Genomic DNA, 22,407 nt, shown 5'->3' with positions numbered 1-22,407 from the left:
AGCTTTAAGCGTCAGAGTAGCCGTTATGCACGATCGCATCCAAAAAATTCTGGATGAGTTCAAAACTCCCTATCAAGTGCATATTCACAAGGACTTGCTGATACCAATTCGCAGCCCTCAAGACGTTGCTCAAGCGTTGGGTTACGAGCTTTCTCGCATTACAAAGACGTTATTGCTGGAGACAAAAGACCGAGAATACCGTTGTCTGGTGGTTGCTCCGATCGAGACGCGCTTAAATTTGCACCAGGTTGCTGAGCAGGTTGGTTGTAAACGGTTGCAAATAGTAGAGAGGACGGCTCTTTTAGAGTTACTCCATTATCCTCCCAATGGTGTTTCTCCCATCGGGGCCAATTCAATTCCTGTCCTGATGAATCGGCATTGAATGGACTCTCCAACTATATTGATCGGCGCAGGTGAGGCGGGTGTTGAGATTGAGCTATCCCCTCAATCGCTTCAAATGATCACCAACGCAATGCTTTTGTTACCATAATGGGCTCTGCCAGCACGCTTCTACCCTTGACTGACAAATCTTTGAGCGATCACCTGTCCTGCCCTGCATAGAAGTCCTGGCTCACAGAAGAAAGTCCTCTGTAGGCGTTTCATACCGTCACCCAGATTTTCATCACGGGCGGGTGAGCAACGGAGCCATCAGCCTTTCAGGAGTTCTGTCAGTCAATCAGCTTCTGCACTGTATGGTTCAGCGTAGAACGGCTCTAACGGGAGTACCTGTCTGAGTTGGAGCCGCTGCCTTGGTTTGAATTAGTTGCCCCAGGCTCACGAGCGCTGTAGCGTATTGGGGATCAGCCGTTGTCGCCACCTGTCGTTTTTGCACTAACGCCTTCTTTTGGGCATCGGTTAGCCCGACGACGACATCGGGCGTGATCCCAACGTGATTAATATCTCGACCTTTGGGGGTGTAGTACTTTGCGATTGTGAGCTTAATTGCAGAACCATCTCCCAGAGGCTGCACAGCTTGCACCAAACCTTTGCCAAATGTGCGCGTGCCTACCAAAACGGCACGCCCATCATCCTGAAGCGCACCCGCGAGGATCTCGCTGGCACTAGCAGAGCCACCGTCTACCAACACCACTAAGGGTTTTTGGGTCAGCGATCGCCCTTCTGTCTCATAGCGTTCCTTCACGGCTTGCCGATTGACGAGCGACACGATCGGGGTTTGCTCCATCCACATGCTAGCAATCTTGAGACTGGCATCTAGCAAGCCGCCCGGATCGGATCGCAAATCAAGGACATAGCCTTGAACGTTTTGCTTTTCAAGCGCCACAATGGCTCGGCTCATCTCAGTCGGAGCCGTTTGCGTAAATTCGGGCAGACGAATGTAGCCAATCTTGCCAAAGTCGGTTGTTTGTGTGCGATAGGAGACTGGATTCAGCGTAATGTTGGCTCTGGTGAGCTTAAAGGTCAAGTTTTGATGCCCTCGAAGAATCGTCAGTACTACCTGCGTACCTGCTTCTCCTTTAATTTGCTTGACGGCATCATTAATGTTCATTCCTTGCGTCGATCGTCCGTTGATCTTGGTGACCACATCAGCGGGTAAGATGCCTGCTGCCGCTGCCGGAGACTGTTCAATGGGGGCAACAACGGTTAACGCTTTCGTTTTTTCATCCGCTGCCAGTTCCAACCCCACACCAGAGAGATTGCCGCTAATTTCAGTGTTCAGCGCATTGTATGCCTGTGGTTCAAAAAACTCGGTGTAGCGATCGCCCAGCTTCGATACCATTTGCTGAATCGCTTTATACGCTTGCTCCCTAGAACTATAATTGCGACCCAAGTAATCCTGCCTGACGGCTTTCCAATCTTGCTGGTTAAAACTGCCGTCCACATAGTTTTGATCCAGAATGTGCCAGACCTCATCAACGAGCTGTTTTGGACTGGGTTGTGGCTCAGCCCAGCTTTTTGAAATACTGGCAGCGCCTGTAACAAGGACGGTCGTAGCTGCTAGGACGGCAGTTCTGGCGAAAAATTTTTGCGTAGTCATACGTTGATAAAACGAAGGGGACTAGGGACGTTTACGTTGGTCACAAGTAAGCAGCAAGGCAAAACAATATTGTGTAGAACGTTAGACTGTGCATTGCCGCTGGAGGTTCAATGTAATCTCAACCAATACTCTCAACTTAGGCATTCAAACAAACTTAGGGGTAGCAGCTTTAGTTTTCGATGCTGAAAGACTAACGAGAAGCAGCAGACAGCGTTTGCTTCGTTGTACTATCTTGCTGTGATGCTGTCGCTATCAGAGTGTGGCGCTGAAAGAACGCCCAGATCATTTGACTGGCATCTAGAAACTGCGATCGCCCGTAACCGCCACCAGGCCAAATATGAGTTGCTCCATTCAAGGCTACCAATTGCACGGTTGAGTGAGCTTGACAATTGGTGTAAGAGGAAGAGGTTACAAGTCGGTCAGCGCGTTGTTTCACGGTTACGGGTGCTCCACAACCATTATGTTTTTGCCAGAAATTAAATACAGCGGGAATGGGTGGAATGGAGAGATTACGACCTACTCGCACATCGGGCGGCTTACCACCTTGCCAGGGCACCACAGCATCAGCCGTGCCGTTAATCATTAACATCGAGACAGGTGTTTTGGTCTGGCATTTGGCTTGAAACTGCTCTGGTAAGGAGGCTGCAACCGTTGCAAAAGCGGCAATTTGTCCTGGATTCTCGCAGGCAAGCTTTTGAACTAAAATGCCACCATTGGATAACCCTGTCGCGTAGATGCGCTGATGGTCGATCGTGCGCAGTTGACCCAAATGAGCTATCAGCGCTTGCACAAAGGCAACGTTATCTTCTTGAGTCCCTGCCTGCCCCGATACATTCCACTTTGCATTGATGCCATCGGGGTAAACGATGATAAAACCTTCCTGATCTGCAAGCTGATTGAGTCCAGTGTGAGTTGCCATATCTTTGCCTGTGCCCTCTGATTCATGGAACGCCAAGACAAGTGGCAATGGCTGACCAGCTTTGTAAGTCGGTGGCGTATGCAGGTAGTAAGTACGCCGAATGCCCTGATCAATCAGCCCTCCCATAAAGTCTGTTTTGGCTGGTTGATGGGCAAAGGCACTCATCGGTTGAGCAGCAGGTGCAGTCTCGTTCTGGGTGAGTGTCACTTTCTCAGCGGCTGGTTCAGTTTGGATATGGTAACCCGCTGCCAAACCTAGTAAGAGAGCAGCCATCGAAGACGTAACCAGGACAGGTTTTGGCAAGGGAGAACTCATGGTAGGCGTGATAACAGCTTTAACGGCAGCGTTTTTCAATAGGCGCTTAAGCAGAGCAGTGAGCAGATTAACCTGATCGCTAGCTTTATGAAGCGGGGATGCAACGGAAGAGAAGCCGTTGCGCCTCAGTCTAAGGTAACAATGACTTAAACAAACCATTCGCTTGGCAGATCTGTCTACCTGATGATGGTTACCACTAGGTGAGGCGGCGTGTTTCCGACCGTTAGACCGCAGATGGTGTAAAAACGTTCAGTCTCTACTGTCTATGTACAGATGGTATGGCTAGAAAGCTATTACAATGCAAACCAGTTGCGCTCCTTTGCTGATCGTTGGTTTCATGTGCGATCGTGTCAGTGAGTCTTGGCGATCGCGCACGACTTTAGTGTAGAACGCAGCGAATTAGGGAAAATAGAGTACAAGTTCCTGGTGCATACGTATGACCTGCTGCCTCAATCCGGACTGCCAGCATCCCCAAAACGCTGATGATGCCGAGTTTTGCCTTAGTTGTGGCACTAAGCTGATACCATCGCTGCGAGGACGGTATCGAGTCATACGACCGATCGGACAGGGCGGTTTTGGACGAACGTATCTGGCAGAAGACGACGATCGCCTCAAAGCACGGTGCGTCATTAAGCAGTTTTCGCCTCAATTGCAAGGGACTAAATCGCTTGAAAAAGCTGTCAAGCTTTTTGAGCAAGAGGCCGTGCGACTTTATGAACTGGGCGAACATCCTCAGATACCGGCGCTACTGGCGTATTTTGCACACGACAAACGCCTTTATTTAGTACAGCAATTTGTTGAAGGCAACACGCTGTTGCAAGAACTGGCGCAAAATGGCGTCTTTATTGAACAACGTATTCGTGAAGTGTTAGCAGGCATCTTGCCGATTCTCAAATTCGTTCACGATCATCAGGTTATTCACCGCGACATTACACCGTCCAACATTATTCGTCGCAAGTTTGACAACAAGCTGGTGCTGATTGATTTTGGTGTTGCCAAACTTCTGTCGGTGGAAGCGTCTAACCAGCCGGGTACGAAGATTGGCACTGAGGGTTATGCACCGATCGAACAGTTGCGTAGTGGTAGAGCGTATCCAGCTAGCGATATCTATAGTCTGGGTGCAACGTGCTTGTTTCTGATGACTCAGGTTAAGCCAGAAGACCTCTACGACCCGTTGCAAGGGCGCTGGCTTTGGCGAGAACGTTTAAACGAAAAGGGACGGACGATCAGTGAGCCGATCGCGCAAATCTTAGACAAGATGCTGAAAGATCTGGTCAGCGAACGCTATCAATCTGCGGATGCGGTGATGAAAGATTTGCGAACAGCCTTATCTCGCCCTCCGATTGGGGCTACAGTTTCCCGTTCAAGACAACCAGCAGGCCAACCACCGATCGCAGCGTCGCTTTCTGGCAGCGCGATCGCGTCGCAGCCTGTGAGTCAATCCCAAATGGGGCAACCTCGGGTGTCTGGTACGCCACCTTCTAGACCACCCATTTCTAAACCTTCCGTGTCGAAGCCGCCACTTTCGAGTGCGCAAAAATGTCACTGCTTACATACCCTCGTTGGGCATTCCCGCTGGGTTACGGCAGTTGCCATTAGCCCTAATGCTGAGACGATCGCCAGCGGCGGACTGGACGACAATATTAAAATCTGGAATCGTGCTACAGGCGAACTGTTACGAACACTCACAGGTCACAACAAACCTATCAACTGCCTGAGCATTAGTCCCAATGGGCAGATTTTGGTGAGTGGCAGCGACGACGACACGATCCGTCTTTGGCATTTAGCGGATGGAAGACTGCTGCAATCGCTCACTGGACACACGAGAGATGTCAACTCAGTAGTGATCAGCGCCAATGGTCAACTGCTTGCCAGCGGCAGCGAAGATCGCACCGTGCGGTTATGGAAACTGACAACAGGTGAAGCTCTACGTTCATTTTCAGGTTTGGCGGGCATGGTGCGATCGGTGGCTCTCAGTCCTGATGGTCAATTCCTTGTCAGCGGTGGTTTGGATAATCAAATTAAGCTGTGGAGTCTCAAGACTAACGCCCCTGTGCGCACACTGCCGAACGGTCACTTTAATTCAGTCAATGGTGTTGTCATTACGCCTGATGGCAAAACCCTGGTCAGTGCCAGCAAAGATAAAACAATTAAAGTATGGGATCTTGCGAAAGGTGTAGTAGTGCGAACCCTTTCAGGACATATGGATTCGGTCAACGCGATCGACATCAGCCGCGATGGCAAACTCCTGGTCAGTGGCAGTAGCGATACCACTATTAAGCTCTGGAATCTGGAAATCGGCACTCTGATCGGTACGTTGACGGAACACATTAGCGCTGTGAATGCAGTCGCTCTTTCAGGCGATAGTAGTGTGTTGGTTAGCGGCAGTTCGGACAGCAAAGTGAAGGTTTGGCAGTTGGGATGAGAAGAAGGCAGGAGGCAAACGATAAAAAGGATAATTTTGAGTAGCGCTTTGCGCCGCTGAGTCTAAAAGACACGCTTCGCGAACGCTAGAAAGTCTTGAGTTCAATTCCTGTCCAAGATCTCATGTGGCAGACGTTGCTGGTAAGAAGTTTTTGTAGCTGCTGGATCGCTGCTGATCGATGGCTGATAGAGAATACCTTTCACCTGCTGACTGCTAACCACAATCATTGCTCACAACGTTCTTTTTTTGTAAAGCTCAACTCAGGGATACAAACAGTATCATTTGTTACGAAATCTCTTCGTCTATCTGCGTCTTTAGATAGATATTGTCCAATCTCAGGCGCAGGGGTGAGGGAGTATGCTCAAAAATATGGGTAGTCTAGAGGATATCCCTTCACACGCACCCTTATGGACTCTGTGCAGTACCCGTTTGGGAAGATTCATTATCTGTTTCGGAAAGCTGATCATGCCAAGTGGCATCGGCAGGAGAGTAAACGGCATATTCTACGATCGCAACTAGGCTTTACTGATGTGGCCCCCACCCGACCGAAACCATGTACTGGCTGTACAAACTATCACGGTGTGACGTATGGGTACAGCCGTGAAGCTCGCACGCCGCTAATTTGTGGATTTCATCCCTACGGTTGGGAGCGTGAAAGTGAGTGTCCTGACTGGTGTGGAGCACATTAGGGTGGAAAGTTAGCTAGAGTGGTTGGCAGTCTATTGCATCAACCATTCTGCTGCGAGGTCTGTTTTGGCTCGGTTTACTGCTCGTCCCTCTTCTCAGAAAGCGAACTCACAGGACGCGATCGCAGGCTCTCGCCAGTCGCACTCAACGACTTCTACTCAAAACCGTCATTGGCAGAACGCGCATTCACTCAAACGCCTGCTGGATTATGGGCAGCGCTACCATCAGCACACTCGCTGGGCGATCGCCTGCTCGATTCTCAATAAAGTCTTTGACCTGGCTCCTTCGGCACTGATCGGTACGGCGGTTGATATCGTTGTACAGCAGCAAAACTCGGTACTTGGTCGCTTCGGTATCAAAGATCTGTTTACGCAGCTGCTGATTCTCTCAGTCCTAACGTTCTGCATTTGGGGGTTAGAGTCAACGTTTCAGTATGCTTACGATCGCCTGTGGCGTAACCTGGCGCAAAATATTCAGCACAACTTGCGGCTCGATGCCTACGCTCACTTACAAGAATTAGAACTGGCTTATTTTGAAGAGCGCAGTACAGGTGGCTTGCTATCGATTCTCAATGACGATATCAACCAGCTAGAGCGCTTTTTGAACGGCGGCGCGAATGACATTTTGCAGGTCAGCACGACTGTCATCATTATTGGTAGTGTGTTCTTTATTTTGGCTCCCAGCGTGGCCTGGATGGCAATGCTGCCAATGCCGCTGATTGTATGGGGATCGGTGATCTTTCAGCGACGTTTGGCTCCACGCTATGCTGATATGCGCGAGAAGGTGAGTTTACTCAACGGTCGTCTGTCCAATAACTTGAGCGGCATTACGACGATTAAAAGCTTTGCAACAGAGGCATATGAAACGCAGCGGATTGCCCATGATAGTGAGGCGTATCGTCGGAGCAACCAACGCGCGATCGCCCTCAGCGCCGCGTTTGTTCCCTTAATTCGCATTCTTGTCTTGATAGGTTTTTTGGCAACGCTGCTTTACGGGGGGCAACTGGCGATCGCAGGTAGACTTTCTGTCGGTAGCTATAGCGTGTTGATTTTCTTGACCCAATCGCTGTTGTGGCCGCTGACTCGTCTCGGTGAAACCTGTGATTTATATCAGCGGGCAATGGCTTCGACAAAGCGGGTGATGGATTTGCTGGATACGCCGATCGCGATTCATTCGGGACATTTGTTGGTGGGGAGCCAGCAGTCAGCCAGCAGCCAGCAGCCAGCAGCTTTTCAGGACAATAATGCGAATGGAAAGGGAAACGCTAGCGGTGAGTGGTCACGCATCCCAACAATGAACCATTCAGAACCGACCACTCCGATTCAAGGTGATATCTACTTTCGTGATGTGACCTTTGCTTACACCGATCGTCAACCTGTGATTGAAGAGTTGTCGTTGCACATTCCAGCAGGTAAAACGACGGCGATCGTAGGCGCAACGGGATCAGGCAAAAGTACGCTGGTAAAACTGCTGCTGCGACTCTACGAAGTGCAAGCTGGAACGATCATACTGGACGGTGTGGATCTACGGGAATTGGAACTGCAATCGCTGCGACGGGCGATCGGATGGGTGAATCAGGATGTGTTTTTATTTCACGGCACGGTAGCAGAGAACATTGCTTACGGAAGCTTTAAGGCAACTCCGGCTGAGGTTAGAGCTGCGGCTGAGATTGCTGAGGCGCATGAGTTTATCCAGCAATTGCCGCAAGGCTACGACACCATTGTGGGCGAACGAGGGCAAAAGCTTTCGGGTGGACAACGGCAACGGCTGGCGATCGCTCGTGCCATTTTGAAAGATCCGCCGATTTTGATTCTAGATGAAGCAACGTCTGCAGTGGATAACGAAACAGAGGCAGCTATTCAGCGATCGCTGGAACGCATTACGGTGGGTCGTACCACCATTGCGATCGCTCATCGACTATCAACCGTGCGGAATGCCCACTGTATCTACGTAATGGATCACGGCAAACTGGTGGAATCTGGCAATCACGAAACGTTGCTAAAGAAACACAGCATTTACGCTAGCTTGTGGGCGATTCAAACTGGCGTAGCACTTGAGGAGCAGTAAGCGGCTCTTAGTCAGAGGATCGATTGTGAGTGAAAAAGAGCTAACCATTGACAGTTGATCGTAAACAGCTTTTCTAGCACGCTCTATTCTATGAACTGACTAGAGAAAAATGACAACTTGGTGACTGTCACATTTAACTTTACGCAAAATTTATACTCCCCCTAGAATCTGAGGACATTTCATTGGGGCTGCTTTTTATGTCTGCGATCGCAACGACGTTGGTGTTCCTTGTTGTGACATTCGGAGCTAATGCTTTTGTCACAATTTTTATGACTGCAAATCACGATGGCATTCCAGGGCGGCGTTTAGGAGGTGGTACTCGTTACGAAGCACCATCGCTGCCTTCCACGATTGATGCCTAGCTACGCAGACGATGGGTAAGGCAATCCGCAGCATGTGTCAAACGAGTTTTACACTCGCTCGGCTCGCTGCTCGGTTCTTGCCTCGATCAGGATGCATCCACCACCAAAATCATTCACGCCAAAAGCCTAGCTTAGCGGCTCCGCAAACGGTTCAGCTTTACCAAAACTTCTCATTTGTCGACTGACCTTCTCTTTCGCTGGTGGTACGATACCGAGGCGATTCAAGGTTTCATCGAGATCTCTAAGCAGGGCAAAGTCCTCTTCAGGCAGGAATTGAGCGTCGTTTCTGGTCATCCCTTCGCCAATTGCAGGAGCCTGTTCTAAGAACGCAAACGCCTGTCGGAATTGCTGTGGGTCTGCCTGAATAGGCGCATCAAAATGACAGGGAATAATTTGCTGAAACGCCCACTGAGTAAGGATATCTGCCCAATCGAGCGTTTCTTTTGGTGCTCGATTAAGAATCAAGGTTTGCAGAACAGGGGCGACTAGCAAGCGTCCATTGCCCCGTAAAGCTTTGAACGATCGCGGCCAATTATCGTGCCATTGAAACGGAAACAGCCCGAAATAGGCTTTTTTGGAGCGATCGGCGGCGTTCAAGGCGTTCGCGATCGTCTGCTTCAAACTCATTACAGACAACACGCTGGGTTGAAAAAAGAGTGTAAAAAGTGCAATACGCTGCCATCCTTTGCGGCGATGAGCAGGAGTGTCTACGACGACATCTGCTGCACACTCTCTGGCGTGAAAGAGCAGTGGATAGGGATCTAACTGCACGATCGCGGGTGGTTCAGCAGGAATGGAGACGATCGAGTCGGTAACGAGTAAGGTGCGCGTTTGTCGATGGAAAAAGGCCACTTCTTCAAACTGTCCTGGCCCAAGGGCGATCGGCCCTAGAATGGCGTAATCAAACTCATCTGCAAATGGAGCCTTGCGGCTGTCATCTGGAAGCGCGTGTGTACGTTTGGCAGGCAAACCCAGCCAACTTAGTGGCAGGTTCAGGGGAAAGCTCCACTGGTGGGGGGCCACAAACACTTGAGCATGAGAAAATTGGCGAGCAAATGGCCCGACGAAGACCTTATGTTCAATCCCCGAAATGGTAGGTAAAATGATGTACTTTACGTCGCCATGCACTGCGACTAATTCGTTCACGAGCCGCAAGCATTCTGGAGTGGGCGCTACGGGTGCGTAGACTAGAAGGCCGCCTGTCTCAAGCTTGACGATCGTCATCCGAATGGGCACCACCACGTAGAAGATGCCCTGAATCTGGTCAAATGTCCAGAGCGTGTCTCTAATCACCTCTGTACGCAGTGTTCGTCGCTGACTGTAAGGATAAAGCGGTACTGCCAACCAAAACCGCCATAACCAATCGCTGGAGTGCTGCTTTTGCAGCTCTGCGTCTGGTCGTATATTGTGTTCCTGCTGTTCGATCGTGGGTTTTTCCACGCCACGATTCCTCCCATACCAATGCTTGCGCCGTTTTGCTTCGATCGCTGAAGCCTAAAGTTTAGCAAATGCTTACCCGCTCAGTTGATGAGAACTTACGTATTCTGACCAGAACGTCGGAGGTTTAGCAACTACGTTTTGTTACGATGCCTGATGCTGGTGAAAACCTCCGAGGTTGATGTACGAAGGGCATCGGCATGAATTGTGTAAAGCATTAGTGTGGCCGGGAGGCATACCGCTGGCAGGTGCGTGCTGCATCCTCTTTTACTCTAGAGGGGAGGTAGATTGGATCATTTGCCACGGCTTTCATTTGTTCACAGGCTGTTGTTAGCCATTCAGACCATTTGCCTACATGCCATAGGCGCAGATTGCTATCTGCACTACCCGTGAGCAGTGAACGGCTATCAGGGCTAAAGACGAGCGTCGTTACAAAGTCCGCGTAGCCTCCTAGAGGTTCACCTAATGGTTGACCTTGCAAATTCCACAGACGTACTGTTTCATCCCAACTGCCGCTAGCAATCATTTGTCCATCAGGGCTGATGGCAAGCGCACTGACCCAACCGGAATGACCTCGGAAGGGTTGGGACAGCGGTTCCCCTTGCAAGCTCCAGCGTCGAATCGTACCATCATTACTGCCGCTGATGATGGAGTGACTGTCGGGGGTAAAAAGCACGGCTCTAATTTCATCTTGATGCTGAAAGGATTGTCTCACAGGCTTTCCTGATTGATCCCATAGGCGTACAGTGTGATCGCGGCTACCGCTGACAAGCAACTGCCCATCAGGACTAAAGGCGATCGCGGTGACTGCCCCAGTATGTCCCTGTAGGAGTGAACCCAGTAATTGCCCTTGCAAATTCCAGCGTCGAATCGTGCCATCATCACTGCCGCTCACCAGGGTTTGACCATCGGGGCTAAAGCTCAACGATGTCGCAACCGCCGTCAGTCCTCGAAAGGGGGTGCCGATCGCCTGCCCTTGCAGATTCCATAGCCGTATTGTTCGGTCAGCACCGCCTGTAGCGATCAGTTGACCATTTGGACTAAAGGCCGCTGGAACGACCAGAGTTCCGTAGTGATCTTTAGCGGCTGCCGTTTCTGGAAAGACATTCTCTTTGTAAGCCTGTAGCGGGATGGTCAGAGGTTCACCAGAAGTTTTCCAGATGCGTAGCAGCCCGTCTTCACTCACGCTAAGTTTGGTCTGAGCTTGCTGATCGAAGGCAACCACCTCAACGCGCCGTTGGGATGCTGTAGACTTACTCAGAAAAACTTCCCCGGCGGTATAGCTTTGCGGATGCCAGAGTCGCACCGTATTGTCATTCGCCCCGCTGACGATTGTTTGACCGTCGGCACTGATGGCAACCGATGTAACCCAGGCAGTGTGTCCTCTTAGGGGTGCACCTAGCTGCTGCCCTTGCCAATTCCACTGTCGTACTTCGTTGTCATGCCCACCACTGATGATCGTGCGCCCATCAGCGCTCACCGCCAGAGACATAATCATATTCTGATTGCCCTGAAACGGATCGCCGATCGCCTGTCCGCGACGGTTCCAAAGGCGGATCGTTTTATCTGTGCTGCCGCTCACGATCATCTGCCCATCGGGACTAAAGGCAACAGTGCTAATGGCCCGCTTGTGTCCCCTAAAGGGTTGGCCGATCGCGTTGCCTTTAAGATTTGAGAGCAGCAGTACGCTGGCTTCACTGCCGCTGGCGATCGTCTGCCCATCCGGACTGAATGCAACTGCTGTCACTGGTGCAGTATGGCGTGTAAACGCTTGCCCAATGGGGTTTCCCTGGAGATCCCATAAGCGTACCGTCTGATCCTTCCCACTGCTGGTAATCGTCTGACCATCGGGACTAAACGCAACCGCCAACACATTGCTTTTGTGTCCTTTAAAGGGACGGCTGGTGCGGCGTTGCACATCCCATAGCCGAAGCGTACCATCCACACTGCCACTGATGATGTATTGACTGTTGGGGCTGACTGCCACAGTGCTTACAGGGTCTGTATGTCCCTGGAGCGGTTCACCGATCGGCTGTCCTTCACGAGTCCACAGGCGCAGCGTTTGATCATCGCTACCGCTGACAATGAAATGTCCATCAGGACTCATTGCTACCGCGTTTACCACATCGGTATGCCCCAGCAAGACGGCTTGTTCCTGGTTCAGCGCGATCGCGCTCAAAAGGCTAGACTGTACTGGATCTAGCACCTGTCCGGTAAATATCTTTCTGCTTAAATTCAGCCCTGTCGCCTGAAGCGCTAGCATTAAAGCACCCGCTGGCTGCGTAGACAACAGATTTTTTGACTCGGCAGATTTTTCTCGCAGCGTGGCAAACGTTGATTCTTGAAAGGTCTTCACAGCTAAACCAGCCACGATCGCCAAGCCAACCGCCCCACTGATGAGTGCAAGGCGCTGTCGTTTGATTTCTGCCCGTTGTCGAAGCGTTTCAGCCTGATGGCTGGTATCCAGATAAGCACGCTGCAATGCCGTTGGCTGTGGGTCTTTTGCATAACTCTGCACAAGCCACTGTTGCACTGCTTCCAGGTCACTCCCTCGTAGCAAGTAACTGTCATTTTGCCCTTGCTGCTTCCACTCAATGGCTCGCTCTAAAAGCCTAGTGTGAGTGCGCACATAATCCAGGTCAGTATCGATCGCCTTAAGCAGCGATTGAAGCGCTTGCTCAAAGGGGTCTTGCTCACGAAAGAACAGCCAGTTGTGCTTCGATAGGGCTGGGTGAATCTGCTGCGGGTCAAAGCCCTCGCGTCGCACGATCGGGACTAAGCGCTTCTGGTGCTCTACCGCGTAGTCAACTTCTTCCCGACAGACCGCTGAAACAACCGAGTCAGGGCTGATCACAAACACAAATGCATTGGCTGCTACGATACCACGTTGAATCTCAAGCCACCAATCAGCCGTGAGAGGAATGTCTTCCCAGTCTATCCAGGTGTCTCGGTGCTGCATTTGCAAGGCTGTATGCAGCGTTTGCACAAACACCTTATCTTTGCGCGAGTAGGAGATGAAAACGTCACTCATGCAATCCTCTCAAACGATGTACTGTTTTAAGATCAGCACGTTAGCAGACGTAACCATTGTGCTGTAGGCATTTCAGCTTCGGTGAGCACCTTAACCACAAGCTGGTTACTGGCTTTACGCAGACTACTCATGGTTGCCTGTTTAGCCTTCTAGTTTGAACGTCAACTAGTTCCCCAACCGCAACAATGGGGCAAGTATCATACTGATTAAAAAGCAGCCACTTCTCTAAAGCCAAATGGTATGCAGTAGCAGCACGAAACTCTACTGTCTATGCGGGTTGAGAAACCAGTGTGTAGCAGTTGGCATTTCTAGAAAGCATGCTTTTGGAAGCCAGTTTACCAAAAGCGATCGAGCAATGCTTTCCTGATCTGGCGACCTTGTTTCGTGCAACCGGAAACAATAGACTTCCTGCATGAATCAGATTTTGCCCCCTATCCCCCCAAATTTGGGGGGCATCAGTTTTAGCTTCCCCCAAACTTGGGGGACGGGAGGAGGCCTTTAAGTATTCGCGCAGGAGGTCTAATGCTGTGACGGAAACTCAAACGGCAGATGGCTGACCGCTTGTTTCGGCAGCCAAAGCCTCCAGGCGTTCCTGCTGATCTTGAGAAATGCAGGTTTGAATGACCTCTTCAATATCGCCTTCAAGCACTGGCGCAAGTGAAAAATTTTGCCCTAACCGATGATCGGTGATGCGGTTGTCTTTATAGTTATAAGTGCGAATTTTTTCGGAGCGCGAACCTGTGCCAACCTGAGAGCGTCGCATGGAGGTAACCGCTTCCTGTTGCTCCCGCAATTTCATTTCGTAGAGCTTTGCTCGTAGAATTTGCATCGCTCGTTCACGGTTTTGCAGTTGCGATCGCTCTTCTGTACAAAAGATCCGGATCCCGGTCGGCTTGTGCATCAAGTCAACCGCTGTTTCAACTTTGTTGACGTTTTGCCCACCCGCACCACCGGAACGCGCTGTGGTAAGTTCAATATCTTTGGGGTCGATGTGAATCTCTACATCGTCCACTTCTGGCATGATGGCTACGGTTGCAGTAGAGGTGTGCACCCGACCAGACGCTTCGGTTACGGGAACGCGCTGCACACGGTGAACGCCTGCCTCAAACTTGAGCTTGCTATAAACGCGATCGCCTTGGATTTCCAGAATCGCTTCCTTAAAGCCACCCATATCTGCCAGAGACTCGCTTAAAAGCTTGACGCGCCAACTTTGGGTTTCGGCATAGCGTGAGTACATCCGCACCAAATCGCCCGCCCAAATGCTGGCTTCGTCACCACCTGTCCCAGCACGAATTTCCAACATGATGTTCTTATCATCGTTTGGATCGGTCGGCAACAACAAGATTTTTAGACGCGTTTCTAGTTCATCAGACTTGGCTTCTAATTCGGCGACTTCTAACGTCGCCATCTCCTGTAGCTCTAAGTCGCCACCTGCTTCTTTCAGAATTTGTCTGGCATCTGTGAGGGCTTGCTGTGTTGCTTTCCAGTCCTCAAAGGCATTAACCACTTCCTCTAAAGACGATCGCGTTTTAGCGACCCGCTGGAATTCACCAGGATCTTTTGCCACGTCAGGATCTGCTAACCGACGAGTCAGCTCGTTAAACGTCTGCTCAACCGATTGCAGTTTATCCAACAGATACGCTTCAGCCATAGGACAAAACCACCGAAAACCGTAGAGTAAAGGACTGACTCAAGACGCTGAACTCAAGATAGAGCCTGAACTTCTGACTCTTGATCTTAAAAGCTCCAATCAAAAAGCTCTGAATCTAAAATCAGCACATCTACCGTCTTTTTTTCTTTTGTGGTTGCGCCTCTGCTGCTGCGTCTTCACCTTCTAGCATGCCGTACTTCCGCAAGAAGCGATCAACCCGCCCTTCCGTGTCGATAATTTTTTGCGTACCCGTATAAAACGGATGATTACCAGACCATACATCTACGTGAAGCTCAGGCTTTGTGGAACCAATGGTCATCACCACTTCCCCATTGCAGTAGACTTTTGCATCGGGATACCACTTGGGGTGAATATCGGGCTTAGGCATCGTTAACTCTCCAACTTACCGTCTCATTACTTACCGTCTTATCACTCAATTTTAGCGTCCCAGGCTGCTCTCAAGCATTGAGCGCTAAAGACCAACTCTTAACGCTTCGAGAACTGAGGTGCTTTACGTGCTTTACGCAGACCATACTTCTTCCGTTCTTTCGCGCGTGGATCACGGGTCAGATAGCCCTCGATCTTTAGAGGTTTGCGGTTGTCAGGATCAAGCTGGCAAAGCGCACGGGCTACGCCCAGACGGACCGCATCGGCTTGTCCAGTTAAGCCTCCACCGTGGGCATTGACTAGGATGTCATACTCACCTTCAAGACCCAGAGTCTCCAAAGGCGCTTTAGCAACAGACAGATATTCGGCGTTGAACTGAAGATACAGATCTCCAGGCTTGCCGTTGATGGTCAATTGTCCATTGCCAGGCACTAAGCGTACCCGCGCAACCGCTGATTTCCGACGGCCAGTTCCTAAATAGACAACTCGACCCTGGTCTATAGCTTGCATTACTGCTGTCCTCCTGGAGTGGTCTGAATGGCTAGGGTTTGAGGCATTTGAGCCTGATGCGGATGGTCAGATCCGGCGTAAACTTTGAGTTTTGTGAAAAGCTGCCGCCCCAAGGCGTTTTTAGGCAACATACCCTTTACCGCTTGCTCAATGATGCGTTCTGGCAAACGTGCCTGCAGCTTTGCAAAAGTTTCCGTTTTCATACCGCCAGGACGGCCCGAATGGCGACGGTAAAGCTTCTGGCTACGTTTTCTGCCCGTCACATCAACTTTCTCAGCATTGATGACAATAACAAAATCGCCTGTATCTAGATGAGGCGTGAATGTGGGCTTATTTTTACCACGCAATACCATCGCAATTTCAGTGGCAAGCCGTCCAAGGCGCTGATCGGCTGCATCAACGACGTACCACTTGCGTTCGATCGAATCGACAGGAGGAAGATAAGTCTTGGTCATAACGGTCTCTATGCGTGTGCTTGAACAGTAAGTGGCAAAACGTGAAAGAGTTGATAAATAGGAAAGTGGTTAAACTACCAGCGATCGCTCAGGCAATGTTGCGAGGGTCAAGGCTGGTTGGGTGTCGTACCAAACTTCAGGCGGAAACGGAAAGTCTGGATAGCCAACCCGTAGTAAACACAATCCCTGAGCGGGTGCTGCATACTTTACTTGCTCTCGCTGCTCGGTTGCCCAAATTTCAGTGAAGCTAAGCGGCGATCGCATCCCACGCCCTACTTGCACCAACATGCCGACCAGCAACCGCATCATGCCGTAAAGAAAGCCACTTGCCTGGACTTCAATATAAACGAGTGAGCCATCACGTTTGCATTCTGCTGCCTGTACATTGACCCAGGAGTGAGGTCGATCAGACCCTGCACGATGAAAGGCCGACAGGTGATGCCGTCCAAGCAGTGGACATAGCGCCTCCCGGATCAGCACTTCGTCAAGCGGTTCATAATAGTAGTGCCATGCGAAGGGACGAATGAACAAATTGGGGCGGGGATCAGTATATAAAGTGTAACGATAACGCCGCCAGAGCGCGGAGAAGCGGGCATGCCAAGTTGGGCTAACCAAAGATGAGGCGCGGATGAGCACATCGCTGGGCATCCGCGCGTTGAGAATCGAAGCCCAACGATCAGCCGGAATGTGTAAAGGAGCGTCAAAATGGGCGACCTGAGCCGCTGCGTGCACACCCGAGTCAGTTCTGCCAGCGGCATGAAGGCGAACAGCATGCCCTACAATGGCTTCTAAGACCGTCTCGATCTCTTCCTGAACGGTACGCTGCTGCGGCTGTCGCTGCCACCCATGAAAGTGAGTACCCAGGTATTGGATTACTAGAGCAACTCGCTGGGTTGGTAGGGGTGCAGAAGGCAACATGGAAATCAGGTAAGTTCAATGATGGCCATCTCAGCGTTGTCGCCGCGACGGTGAATAGTACGAATAATGCGGGTATAGCCACCATTACGATCGCTGTAGCGAGACGCCGCCTGTTCAAATAAAGCATGCACAAGCTGCTTATCGAACAAATAACCCAACGCCTGACGACGCGCAGCTAAAGAACCATCTTTAGCCAGCGTGATCATGCGATCGGCTTCTGAACGGACTGCCTGAGCACGAATTTTAGTTGTTTTGATGCGGCCATTGCGGATCAACTCCGTGGTCAGCGATCGTAGGAGTGCACGGCGTTGATCAGCAGGCTTACTAAGTAGAGGAACACGACAGCGGTGGCGCATGAGACTTCACTTTTGAGGGTTAAATAGTGGTTAGAGTTAGCTAGCTCTTTTCAAGGTATGAACGCCTTGTGCTAGCTAGGTTTTGAGGATTTTTCCTGTGGCAGCGTGATGCCTAGACGCTGTTGTAACGCTTCCACAACTTCTTCGGCAGATTTTTGACCAAAGTTCTTGATCTCTAACAAGTCCTCCTGGCTATAGTCCAGCAGATCTGCTACGGAGTTGATTTGGGCGCGCTTTAGGCAGTTATAGGCGCGGACTGAGAGTTGCAGCTCCTCAATTGGAATCTGATTAGCTGGATTCTCTTCATCGCTATCATCATCATCTGATGGTTCAAAGGTAATTTCTTTAAGAGGATTAAAGAGATCAACCAAAATATTCGCCGCCTGACTTAGTGCTTCTTGCGGCGTCAAACTTCCATTGGTTGAAATTTCCATAATCAGTCGATCGCGCTCAGCAGAACCACCCACGCGGGCATCCTCAACGGTGTAATTCACTTTACGAACCGGCATAAATAGCGAATCAATCTGGAGGAAGTCTAGAGCGGTTGTCTCATCTCGCCCTCTGTCAACAGTGCGATAACCCTTCCCTCGCTCAATCCGGAACTCCATTTCTAGGGTTGACCCCGCCGACAATGTCGCAACATATTGGCCCGGATCAACTAGTTCTACTTCTGAGGGCAGATCGAATTGATCGGCTGTAACGGTTGCAGGCCCTTGGGCAAGCAAACGCCCAATCTGAGGTTGAGATGAGTAACTTTTGAGGACAATTTTCTTCATATTCAGCAAAATATCAAGCACATCCTCACGGACACCCGGAATCGTTGCGAACTCGTGATTCACGCCTGCAATCCGCACCGCTGTCACGGCAGAGCCTTCTAGGTTGGAGAGCAATACGCGCCTCAAAGCATTGCCAAGCGTGATTCCTTGCCCACGCTCCAGAGGTTCAATCACAAATCTGCTATTCTGGCTTTGATCCCGCTCCGTTTTAGATTCAACGCATTCGACCTGAAACTGTGCCATGTAGCAACCTCCCCGCTTCTTGATGAAAGGCAAACGCCTTGCTGACTTAACCCAACAATGAACTCAATTCCTCAAACCGATAGGCAAGGCCATCTTTAGACCGCTGCCAATCAAACCTCATTCCTGAAACATCGCATTGCACTACCGATGTTCAAACTCGGCGACGTTTAGGAGGACGGCAACCATTGTGTGGAATGGGTGTCACGTCTCGTATAAGAGTGATTTCTAGACCAGAGCCTTGCAATGCCCGAATGGCTGTTTCCCGACCTGCGCCTGGACCACTTACCATGACTTCGAGTTGACGCATGCCCTGATCAGCCGCCCTGCGAGCAGCGCTTTCAGCAGCAGTTTGGGCAGCGAAGGGGGTACCTTTTTTAGCGCCTTTGAAGCCACTTGAGCCAGCAGAGGCCCAAGAAATGACCTCACCGTTGGTATCTGAGATTGTGACGATCGTATTGTTGAAGGTTGACTGGATATAAGCAACGCCACTCGGTACATTTTTCTTTTGCTTGCGTGCTCCAGTTTTTCGAGCTGGTTGTCGAGCCATGATTCAGTTCTCTAGGTTGTATTAAGGTGTTTGATTCAGCGAGTAAGATTTTGCTTAATGGAGTGAAAGTAAAGACAAAGGCTGTCATTCTACCGTCAAGTGAAGCAGGGCACGACATTGCACTGATAGAGCAGAGCCTGCCTGATTTTGCAGCCACCGAAGAGGGCTTCCAGCAATCTACTTCTTGCTCGGCGCTTTCTTCTTCCCAGCAACCGTTCGACGTCCGCCCCGTCGTGTGCGGGCGTTCGTGCGCGTGCGCTGACCACGAACAGGGAGACCAAGCCGATGACGGCGACCACGATAAGTTCCAATATCCATCAATCGCTTGATGTTCATCGACTCAAGCCGTCTCAGGTCGCCTTCAATTTGGTAGTTTTCTTCAACTTCCTCACGCAGCAGCGAGACGTCAGCATCGCTCAAATCCTTCACGCGAATGTCTGGATTAACGCCAGTTGCTGTCAAAACGTCTTTTGCGCGAGTTGGCCCGATTCCATAAATATAGGTCAGACCAATCTCAATCCTCTTATCACGAGGTAAGTCTACTCCGGCAATCCGTGCCACGCTTTTCTCTCCCAGTCTTCTACTGCTAAAACTTCAGCTTCACCTGCCGACATAATCTTGCACTAACTGCGTACACTTTTACAGTGCACTTAGCCTTGACGCTGCTTATGCTTGGGGTTGGAACAAATGACCATCACTCTGCCACGACGTCGAATAACGCGACACTTTTCACAAATCCTACGTACCGATGCCCGAACCTTCATGGCTTAATCTCGCAGCATTACAAACATATAATCTTATCAACCAAGAGCAGCCTTTGTCAAATGAATTTTTAAGAGCTATACTGCTGAGGCGTTTTAGTCTGGTTTGACAGTTCTCAAGGGAGCTATTTTTTATTACGGAGCCGATAGGTGATGCGCCCTTTGGTCAGATCGTAGGGGGTTAGCTCTACTTTGACTCGATCGCCAGGAAGTATTTTGATATAGTTGCGTCGAATTTTGCCAGAAATGTGAGCAAGTACGTTGAACTCGTTATCTAGCTTGACTCGAAACATAGCGTTCGGTAGCGATTCTGTTACCGTTCCTTCCATCTCGATTAGATCTTGTTTGGACAATTTGGATTCCTCCGAAGCAGTCGTTTTCAGTGTTGAGCTTGTAATGATTTGACGCTCACTCTTTGAGTTTAGATCATTGACGATGGGCAAGGCATCTATAAAAGTGTGCTTTGAGAAGGTTACTTGATACACGCCAACAGGTGCCTTTAGGGCGGTAAGACTTCTGTTGATTACCTGCTTGAATGATGGCGAATGACGTGAACATGAATCGACTAAAGAAGGCTTTTGAGCTTGTCTAAAACTGCTTCTGGAGTCACGTTTCCGTCAATCGACACCAGTTTGTGTCGAACCTGATAGAAGTTGATTAAGGGAGCCGTTTGATGATGGTAGACCTGCAAGCGTCGCCGAATGACCTCCTCTGTATCGTCCGCCCGTCCGCGACCCAGCATCCTTTGTACAAGAACGTCATCAGGAACCTCTAGGTTGACAGCATAGCGATAGACCTGATCCATCTCTTCAAGCAGTTCGTCAAGGAACGCAGCTTGAGATTCATTGCGGGGAAACCCATCTAAAATCCAGCCTGTTTGAGCGTCCGGTTGGCTTAGTCGCTCTCTAATGAGGGCTATGACTAGGTCGTCTGGAACTAGATTCCCCTGCTCCATATACGACTTAGCTTTCACACCTAACGCCGTTTGATGAGCAACAGCTTCTCGTAAAATATCGCCAGTAGAGATGTGAGGAATCTGTACCAAAGTGGCTAATGCTTTGGCTTGAGTGCCTTTGCCAGCACCCGGAGCACCCAGAAGAATAAGACGCGCCACTACTGTTTCACCATCCCTTCATAGCGTTGGGATATCACATAGGTTTGTACCTGTTTGGCGGTATCGATCGCAACGCCAACCAAAATAAGCAGCGAGGTCGCTCCAATACCTTGAAACGTTCGTACATTCGTTGCTCCTTCTACTGCTGTTGGTACGATCGCTACCAAACCCAAGAAGATAGCTCCCAAGAACGTGAGGCGGTTCAGGACACGCTCAATGTAATCGCTGGTTGCTTTGCCTGGACGAATACCTGGAATGCTGGCTCCCATCTTCTTCAAGTTTTGAGACATATCTACAGGGTTAACGACCAGGGACGCATAGAAGTAGCTAAAGAACAGGATTAACAGTAGGTAAAGACCCGCATGAACCCAAGGCGCACTGCCGTTGGGACTCAGGTAATTAGCAACCTGAATGGCAATATCGTTTTTTGTAAACTGAGCCAGCGTGATCGGTAATACCAGTACTGCCGATGCAAAAATGATGGGCATGACGCCGCCTTGATTGAGCCGTAGCGGTAGGTAACTGTTGCGCTCCATGTAGGTGCGCCGCCCAACCTGCCGACGCGCCGAAATAATTGGTATGCGACGGCTCCCCTCCTGAACAAAGACAATGCCAACAATCATGACGAGGAAGACGACCAATAGCATCACCACGCCACTGACCACGCTGCGATCGCCACTCTGTGCCAATTCCAACGTTTGACCGACAGACGTTGGCAAGCTGGAAACAATGTTGACAAAAATTAGTAAGGATGCACCATTGCCAATACCACGCTCAGTAATCAGTTCGCCGACCCACATAACGAACATGGAGCCTGCTGTGAGAGCCAGTACGGTTTGAACGATAAAGAGTGGCCCCCAGTTAGCGGCATAGGGACGTACCCAAACTGCGATCCCGATGCTTTGCACGATCGCCCATCCAAGGGAAACATACCGAGTAATTTGCGAAATCTTGCGACGACCTGCTTCACCCTCGTTCTTTTGCAAGTTTTCGAGTGATGGCAACGCAGACGTTAAAAGCTGCAAAATAATTGAGGCGTTGATATAGGGTAGAATACCGAGTGCAAAAATACCCAGAGCAGCAATACCGCCGCCAGAAAAGACATTTAAGAACCCAATGAGAGGGCTGTTTTGAATACTTTGACCAAATGCAGCTCTGTCAATCCCTGGTAGAGGCAGAAACATGCCCAGACGAATCAGGATGAGCATGCCGATCGTCAGGAGAATACGACCTCTTAGACCCGCAGCCTGAGCCATTTGAGCAAACGTTTCCTGAGCACTTGGTGTTCGATCTCGACTACTATCCATGAAGCCGTTCCTCTACGTGTAAGTCGTTCAAGCACAGAGCTAGTTTGTTGTGTTATGAGGCTCTTGGGAGCTAGCCTCGGAGCAAAAGTAGCTAACCGACATGACTATAGGCTTGCGTGAATTTAACTTGGCACTGGTTCAGC

22 protein-coding genes are annotated in these 22,407 nt (G+C 50.3%); 5 read left to right on the top strand and 17 right to left on the bottom strand.

All coding sequences use genetic code 11. The annotated features are described in order from the left end of the window. Positions 1-25 precede the first annotated feature (25 nt). Positions 26-382, top strand: coding sequence for an aminoacyl-tRNA deacylase (locus tag AC5JLP_RS25220; protein ID WP_496070587.1), 357 nt, complete (start codon positions 26-28; stop codon positions 380-382). A gap of 315 nt (positions 383-697) precedes the next feature. Here the strand turns inward: AC5JLP_RS25220 and AC5JLP_RS25215 are convergent, their stop codons facing one another. Further along, on the bottom strand, positions 698-1,996 hold the full coding sequence (locus AC5JLP_RS25215; protein ID WP_496070586.1) for a S41 family peptidase: 1,299 nt from the start codon (positions 1,994-1,996) through the stop codon (positions 698-700). Positions 1,997-2,186: 190 nt separating this feature from the next. Continuing rightward, positions 2,187-3,230, bottom strand: a complete 1,044-nt coding sequence (locus AC5JLP_RS25210) for an extracellular catalytic domain type 1 short-chain-length polyhydroxyalkanoate depolymerase (protein ID WP_496070585.1) — start codon at positions 3,228-3,230, stop codon at positions 2,187-2,189. A gap of 436 nt (positions 3,231-3,666) precedes the next feature. On the opposite strand from AC5JLP_RS25210, the gene AC5JLP_RS25205 reads away from it, so the two are divergent. The 4 genes from AC5JLP_RS25205 to AC5JLP_RS25190 all read left to right on the top strand — a co-directional run bounded on the left by AC5JLP_RS25205 (position 3,667) and on the right by AC5JLP_RS25190 (position 8,771). After that, positions 3,667-5,655 (top strand): protein kinase domain-containing protein, encoded by a 1,989-nt coding sequence (locus tag AC5JLP_RS25205; RefSeq protein WP_496070584.1) that lies wholly within the window; start codon positions 3,667-3,669, stop codon positions 5,653-5,655. 407 nt (positions 5,656-6,062) lie between these two features. After that, entirely contained in the window at positions 6,063-6,344 is a 282-nt protein-coding gene (locus tag AC5JLP_RS25200; RefSeq protein ID WP_496070583.1) for a hypothetical protein, read from the top strand. A gap of 64 nt (positions 6,345-6,408) precedes the next feature. Further along, positions 6,409-8,409, top strand: coding sequence for an ABC transporter ATP-binding protein (locus AC5JLP_RS25195; RefSeq protein WP_496070582.1), 2,001 nt, complete (start codon positions 6,409-6,411; stop codon positions 8,407-8,409). A 197-nt stretch (positions 8,410-8,606) separates the two neighbouring features. Next, complete coding sequence (locus AC5JLP_RS25190) at positions 8,607-8,771, top strand: hypothetical protein (protein ID WP_496070581.1); 165 nt, start codon at positions 8,607-8,609, stop codon at positions 8,769-8,771. Between the two features lie 126 nt (positions 8,772-8,897). Here the strand turns inward: AC5JLP_RS25190 and AC5JLP_RS25185 are convergent, their stop codons facing one another. From AC5JLP_RS25185 to secY, 15 genes are all read right to left on the bottom strand, one after another. Next, positions 8,898-10,211, bottom strand: a complete 1,314-nt coding sequence (locus tag AC5JLP_RS25185) for a DUF4336 domain-containing protein (RefSeq protein ID WP_496070580.1) — start codon at positions 10,209-10,211, stop codon at positions 8,898-8,900. 214 nt (positions 10,212-10,425) lie between these two features. Next, positions 10,426-13,239: a TIR domain-containing protein gene (locus AC5JLP_RS25180; RefSeq protein ID WP_496070579.1), complete on the bottom strand. Its 2,814-nt coding sequence runs from the start codon at positions 13,237-13,239 to the stop codon at positions 10,426-10,428. A gap of 538 nt (positions 13,240-13,777) precedes the next feature. After that, the gene (gene prfA / locus AC5JLP_RS25175) at positions 13,778-14,890 is read right to left on the bottom strand and encodes a peptide chain release factor 1 (protein ID WP_496070578.1); all 1,113 of its coding nucleotides are present in this window, start codon (positions 14,888-14,890) and stop codon (positions 13,778-13,780) included. 130 nt (positions 14,891-15,020) lie between these two features. Next, positions 15,021-15,278, bottom strand: coding sequence for a 50S ribosomal protein L31 (gene rpmE, locus AC5JLP_RS25170; RefSeq protein ID WP_496070577.1), 258 nt, complete (start codon positions 15,276-15,278; stop codon positions 15,021-15,023). A 98-nt stretch (positions 15,279-15,376) separates the two neighbouring features. Further along, positions 15,377-15,787: a 30S ribosomal protein S9 gene (rpsI, locus tag AC5JLP_RS25165; protein ID WP_496070576.1), complete on the bottom strand. Its 411-nt coding sequence runs from the start codon at positions 15,785-15,787 to the stop codon at positions 15,377-15,379. After that, the gene (gene rplM, locus AC5JLP_RS25160; protein WP_496070575.1) at positions 15,787-16,242 is read right to left on the bottom strand and encodes a 50S ribosomal protein L13; all 456 of its coding nucleotides are present in this window, start codon (positions 16,240-16,242) and stop codon (positions 15,787-15,789) included. Before rplM ends, rpsI begins: the two co-directional genes overlap by 1 nt. A 69-nt stretch (positions 16,243-16,311) precedes the next feature. Then, entirely contained in the window at positions 16,312-17,160 is an 849-nt protein-coding gene (gene truA / locus AC5JLP_RS25155; RefSeq protein ID WP_496070574.1) for a tRNA pseudouridine(38-40) synthase TruA, read from the bottom strand. Positions 17,161-17,165: 5 nt separating this feature from the next. Continuing rightward, on the bottom strand, positions 17,166-17,516 hold the full coding sequence (gene rplQ, locus AC5JLP_RS25150; RefSeq protein WP_496070573.1) for a 50S ribosomal protein L17: 351 nt from the start codon (positions 17,514-17,516) through the stop codon (positions 17,166-17,168). Positions 17,517-17,587: 71 nt separating this feature from the next. Next, positions 17,588-18,535, bottom strand: a complete 948-nt coding sequence (locus tag AC5JLP_RS25145) for a DNA-directed RNA polymerase subunit alpha (protein WP_496070572.1) — start codon at positions 18,533-18,535, stop codon at positions 17,588-17,590. A 151-nt stretch (positions 18,536-18,686) separates the two neighbouring features. Then, entirely contained in the window at positions 18,687-19,082 is a 396-nt protein-coding gene (gene rpsK, locus AC5JLP_RS25140) for a 30S ribosomal protein S11 (RefSeq protein ID WP_106256517.1), read from the bottom strand. A gap of 177 nt (positions 19,083-19,259) precedes the next feature. Then, positions 19,260-19,643 (bottom strand): 30S ribosomal protein S13, encoded by a 384-nt coding sequence (gene rpsM / locus AC5JLP_RS25135; protein WP_496070571.1) that lies wholly within the window; start codon positions 19,641-19,643, stop codon positions 19,260-19,262. 89 nt (positions 19,644-19,732) lie between these two features. Next, on the bottom strand, positions 19,733-19,846 hold the full coding sequence (gene rpmJ, locus AC5JLP_RS25130) for a 50S ribosomal protein L36 (RefSeq protein ID WP_190342481.1): 114 nt from the start codon (positions 19,844-19,846) through the stop codon (positions 19,733-19,735). A 122-nt stretch (positions 19,847-19,968) separates the two neighbouring features. Beyond that, positions 19,969-20,196, bottom strand: a complete 228-nt coding sequence (infA, locus tag AC5JLP_RS25125) for a translation initiation factor IF-1 (RefSeq protein WP_496070570.1) — start codon at positions 20,194-20,196, stop codon at positions 19,969-19,971. A 212-nt stretch (positions 20,197-20,408) separates the two neighbouring features. Continuing rightward, the gene (locus AC5JLP_RS25120; RefSeq protein WP_496070569.1) at positions 20,409-20,957 is read right to left on the bottom strand and encodes an adenylate kinase; all 549 of its coding nucleotides are present in this window, start codon (positions 20,955-20,957) and stop codon (positions 20,409-20,411) included. Then, the gene (secY, locus tag AC5JLP_RS25115; protein WP_496070568.1) at positions 20,957-22,264 is read right to left on the bottom strand and encodes a preprotein translocase subunit SecY; all 1,308 of its coding nucleotides are present in this window, start codon (positions 22,262-22,264) and stop codon (positions 20,957-20,959) included. Before secY ends, AC5JLP_RS25120 begins: the two co-directional genes overlap by 1 nt. Between the last annotated feature and the right edge of the window lie 143 nt (positions 22,265-22,407).

It is taken from the genome of Stenomitos rutilans (assembly GCF_059505485.1).
The sequence above is the reverse complement of the archived record's forward strand: the minus strand, read 5'-3'. Positions and strand labels throughout refer to the sequence as shown.

Excerpts from the sequence above, each read along its gene's own strand:
- AC5JLP_RS25220 (WP_496070587.1), top strand. The coding sequence starts at position 26 with ATGCACGATCGCATCCAAAAAATTCTGGATGAGTTCAAAACTCCCTAT.
- AC5JLP_RS25215 (WP_496070586.1), bottom strand. The coding sequence starts at position 1,996 with ATGACTACGCAAAAATTTTTCGCCAGAACTGCCGTCCTAGCAGCTACG.
- AC5JLP_RS25210 (WP_496070585.1), bottom strand. The coding sequence starts at position 3,230 with ATGAGTTCTCCCTTGCCAAAACCTGTCCTGGTTACGTCTTCGATGGCT.
- AC5JLP_RS25205 (WP_496070584.1), top strand. The coding sequence starts at position 3,667 with ATGACCTGCTGCCTCAATCCGGACTGCCAGCATCCCCAAAACGCTGAT.
- AC5JLP_RS25200 (WP_496070583.1), top strand. The coding sequence starts at position 6,063 with ATGGACTCTGTGCAGTACCCGTTTGGGAAGATTCATTATCTGTTTCGG.
- AC5JLP_RS25190 (WP_496070581.1), top strand. The coding sequence starts at position 8,607 with ATGTCTGCGATCGCAACGACGTTGGTGTTCCTTGTTGTGACATTCGGA.
- AC5JLP_RS25180 (WP_496070579.1), bottom strand. The coding sequence starts at position 13,239 with ATGAGTGACGTTTTCATCTCCTACTCGCGCAAAGATAAGGTGTTTGTG.
- prfA (WP_496070578.1), bottom strand. The coding sequence starts at position 14,890 with ATGGCTGAAGCGTATCTGTTGGATAAACTGCAATCGGTTGAGCAGACG.
- rpmE (WP_496070577.1), bottom strand. The coding sequence starts at position 15,278 with ATGCCTAAGCCCGATATTCACCCCAAGTGGTATCCCGATGCAAAAGTC.
- rpsI (WP_496070576.1), bottom strand. The coding sequence starts at position 15,787 with ATGCAAGCTATAGACCAGGGTCGAGTTGTCTATTTAGGAACTGGCCGT.
- rplM (WP_496070575.1), bottom strand. The coding sequence starts at position 16,242 with ATGACCAAGACTTATCTTCCTCCTGTCGATTCGATCGAACGCAAGTGG.
- truA (WP_496070574.1), bottom strand. The coding sequence starts at position 17,160 with ATGTTGCCTTCTGCACCCCTACCAACCCAGCGAGTTGCTCTAGTAATC.
- rplQ (WP_496070573.1), bottom strand. The coding sequence starts at position 17,516 with ATGCGCCACCGCTGTCGTGTTCCTCTACTTAGTAAGCCTGCTGATCAA.
- AC5JLP_RS25145 (WP_496070572.1), bottom strand. The coding sequence starts at position 18,535 with ATGGCACAGTTTCAGGTCGAATGCGTTGAATCTAAAACGGAGCGGGAT.
- rpsK (WP_106256517.1), bottom strand. The coding sequence starts at position 19,082 with ATGGCTCGACAACCAGCTCGAAAAACTGGAGCACGCAAGCAAAAGAAA.
- rpmJ (WP_190342481.1), bottom strand. The coding sequence starts at position 19,846 with ATGAAGGTTCGGGCATCGGTACGTAGGATTTGTGAAAAGTGTCGCGTT.
- secY (WP_496070568.1), bottom strand. The coding sequence starts at position 22,264 with ATGGATAGTAGTCGAGATCGAACACCAAGTGCTCAGGAAACGTTTGCT.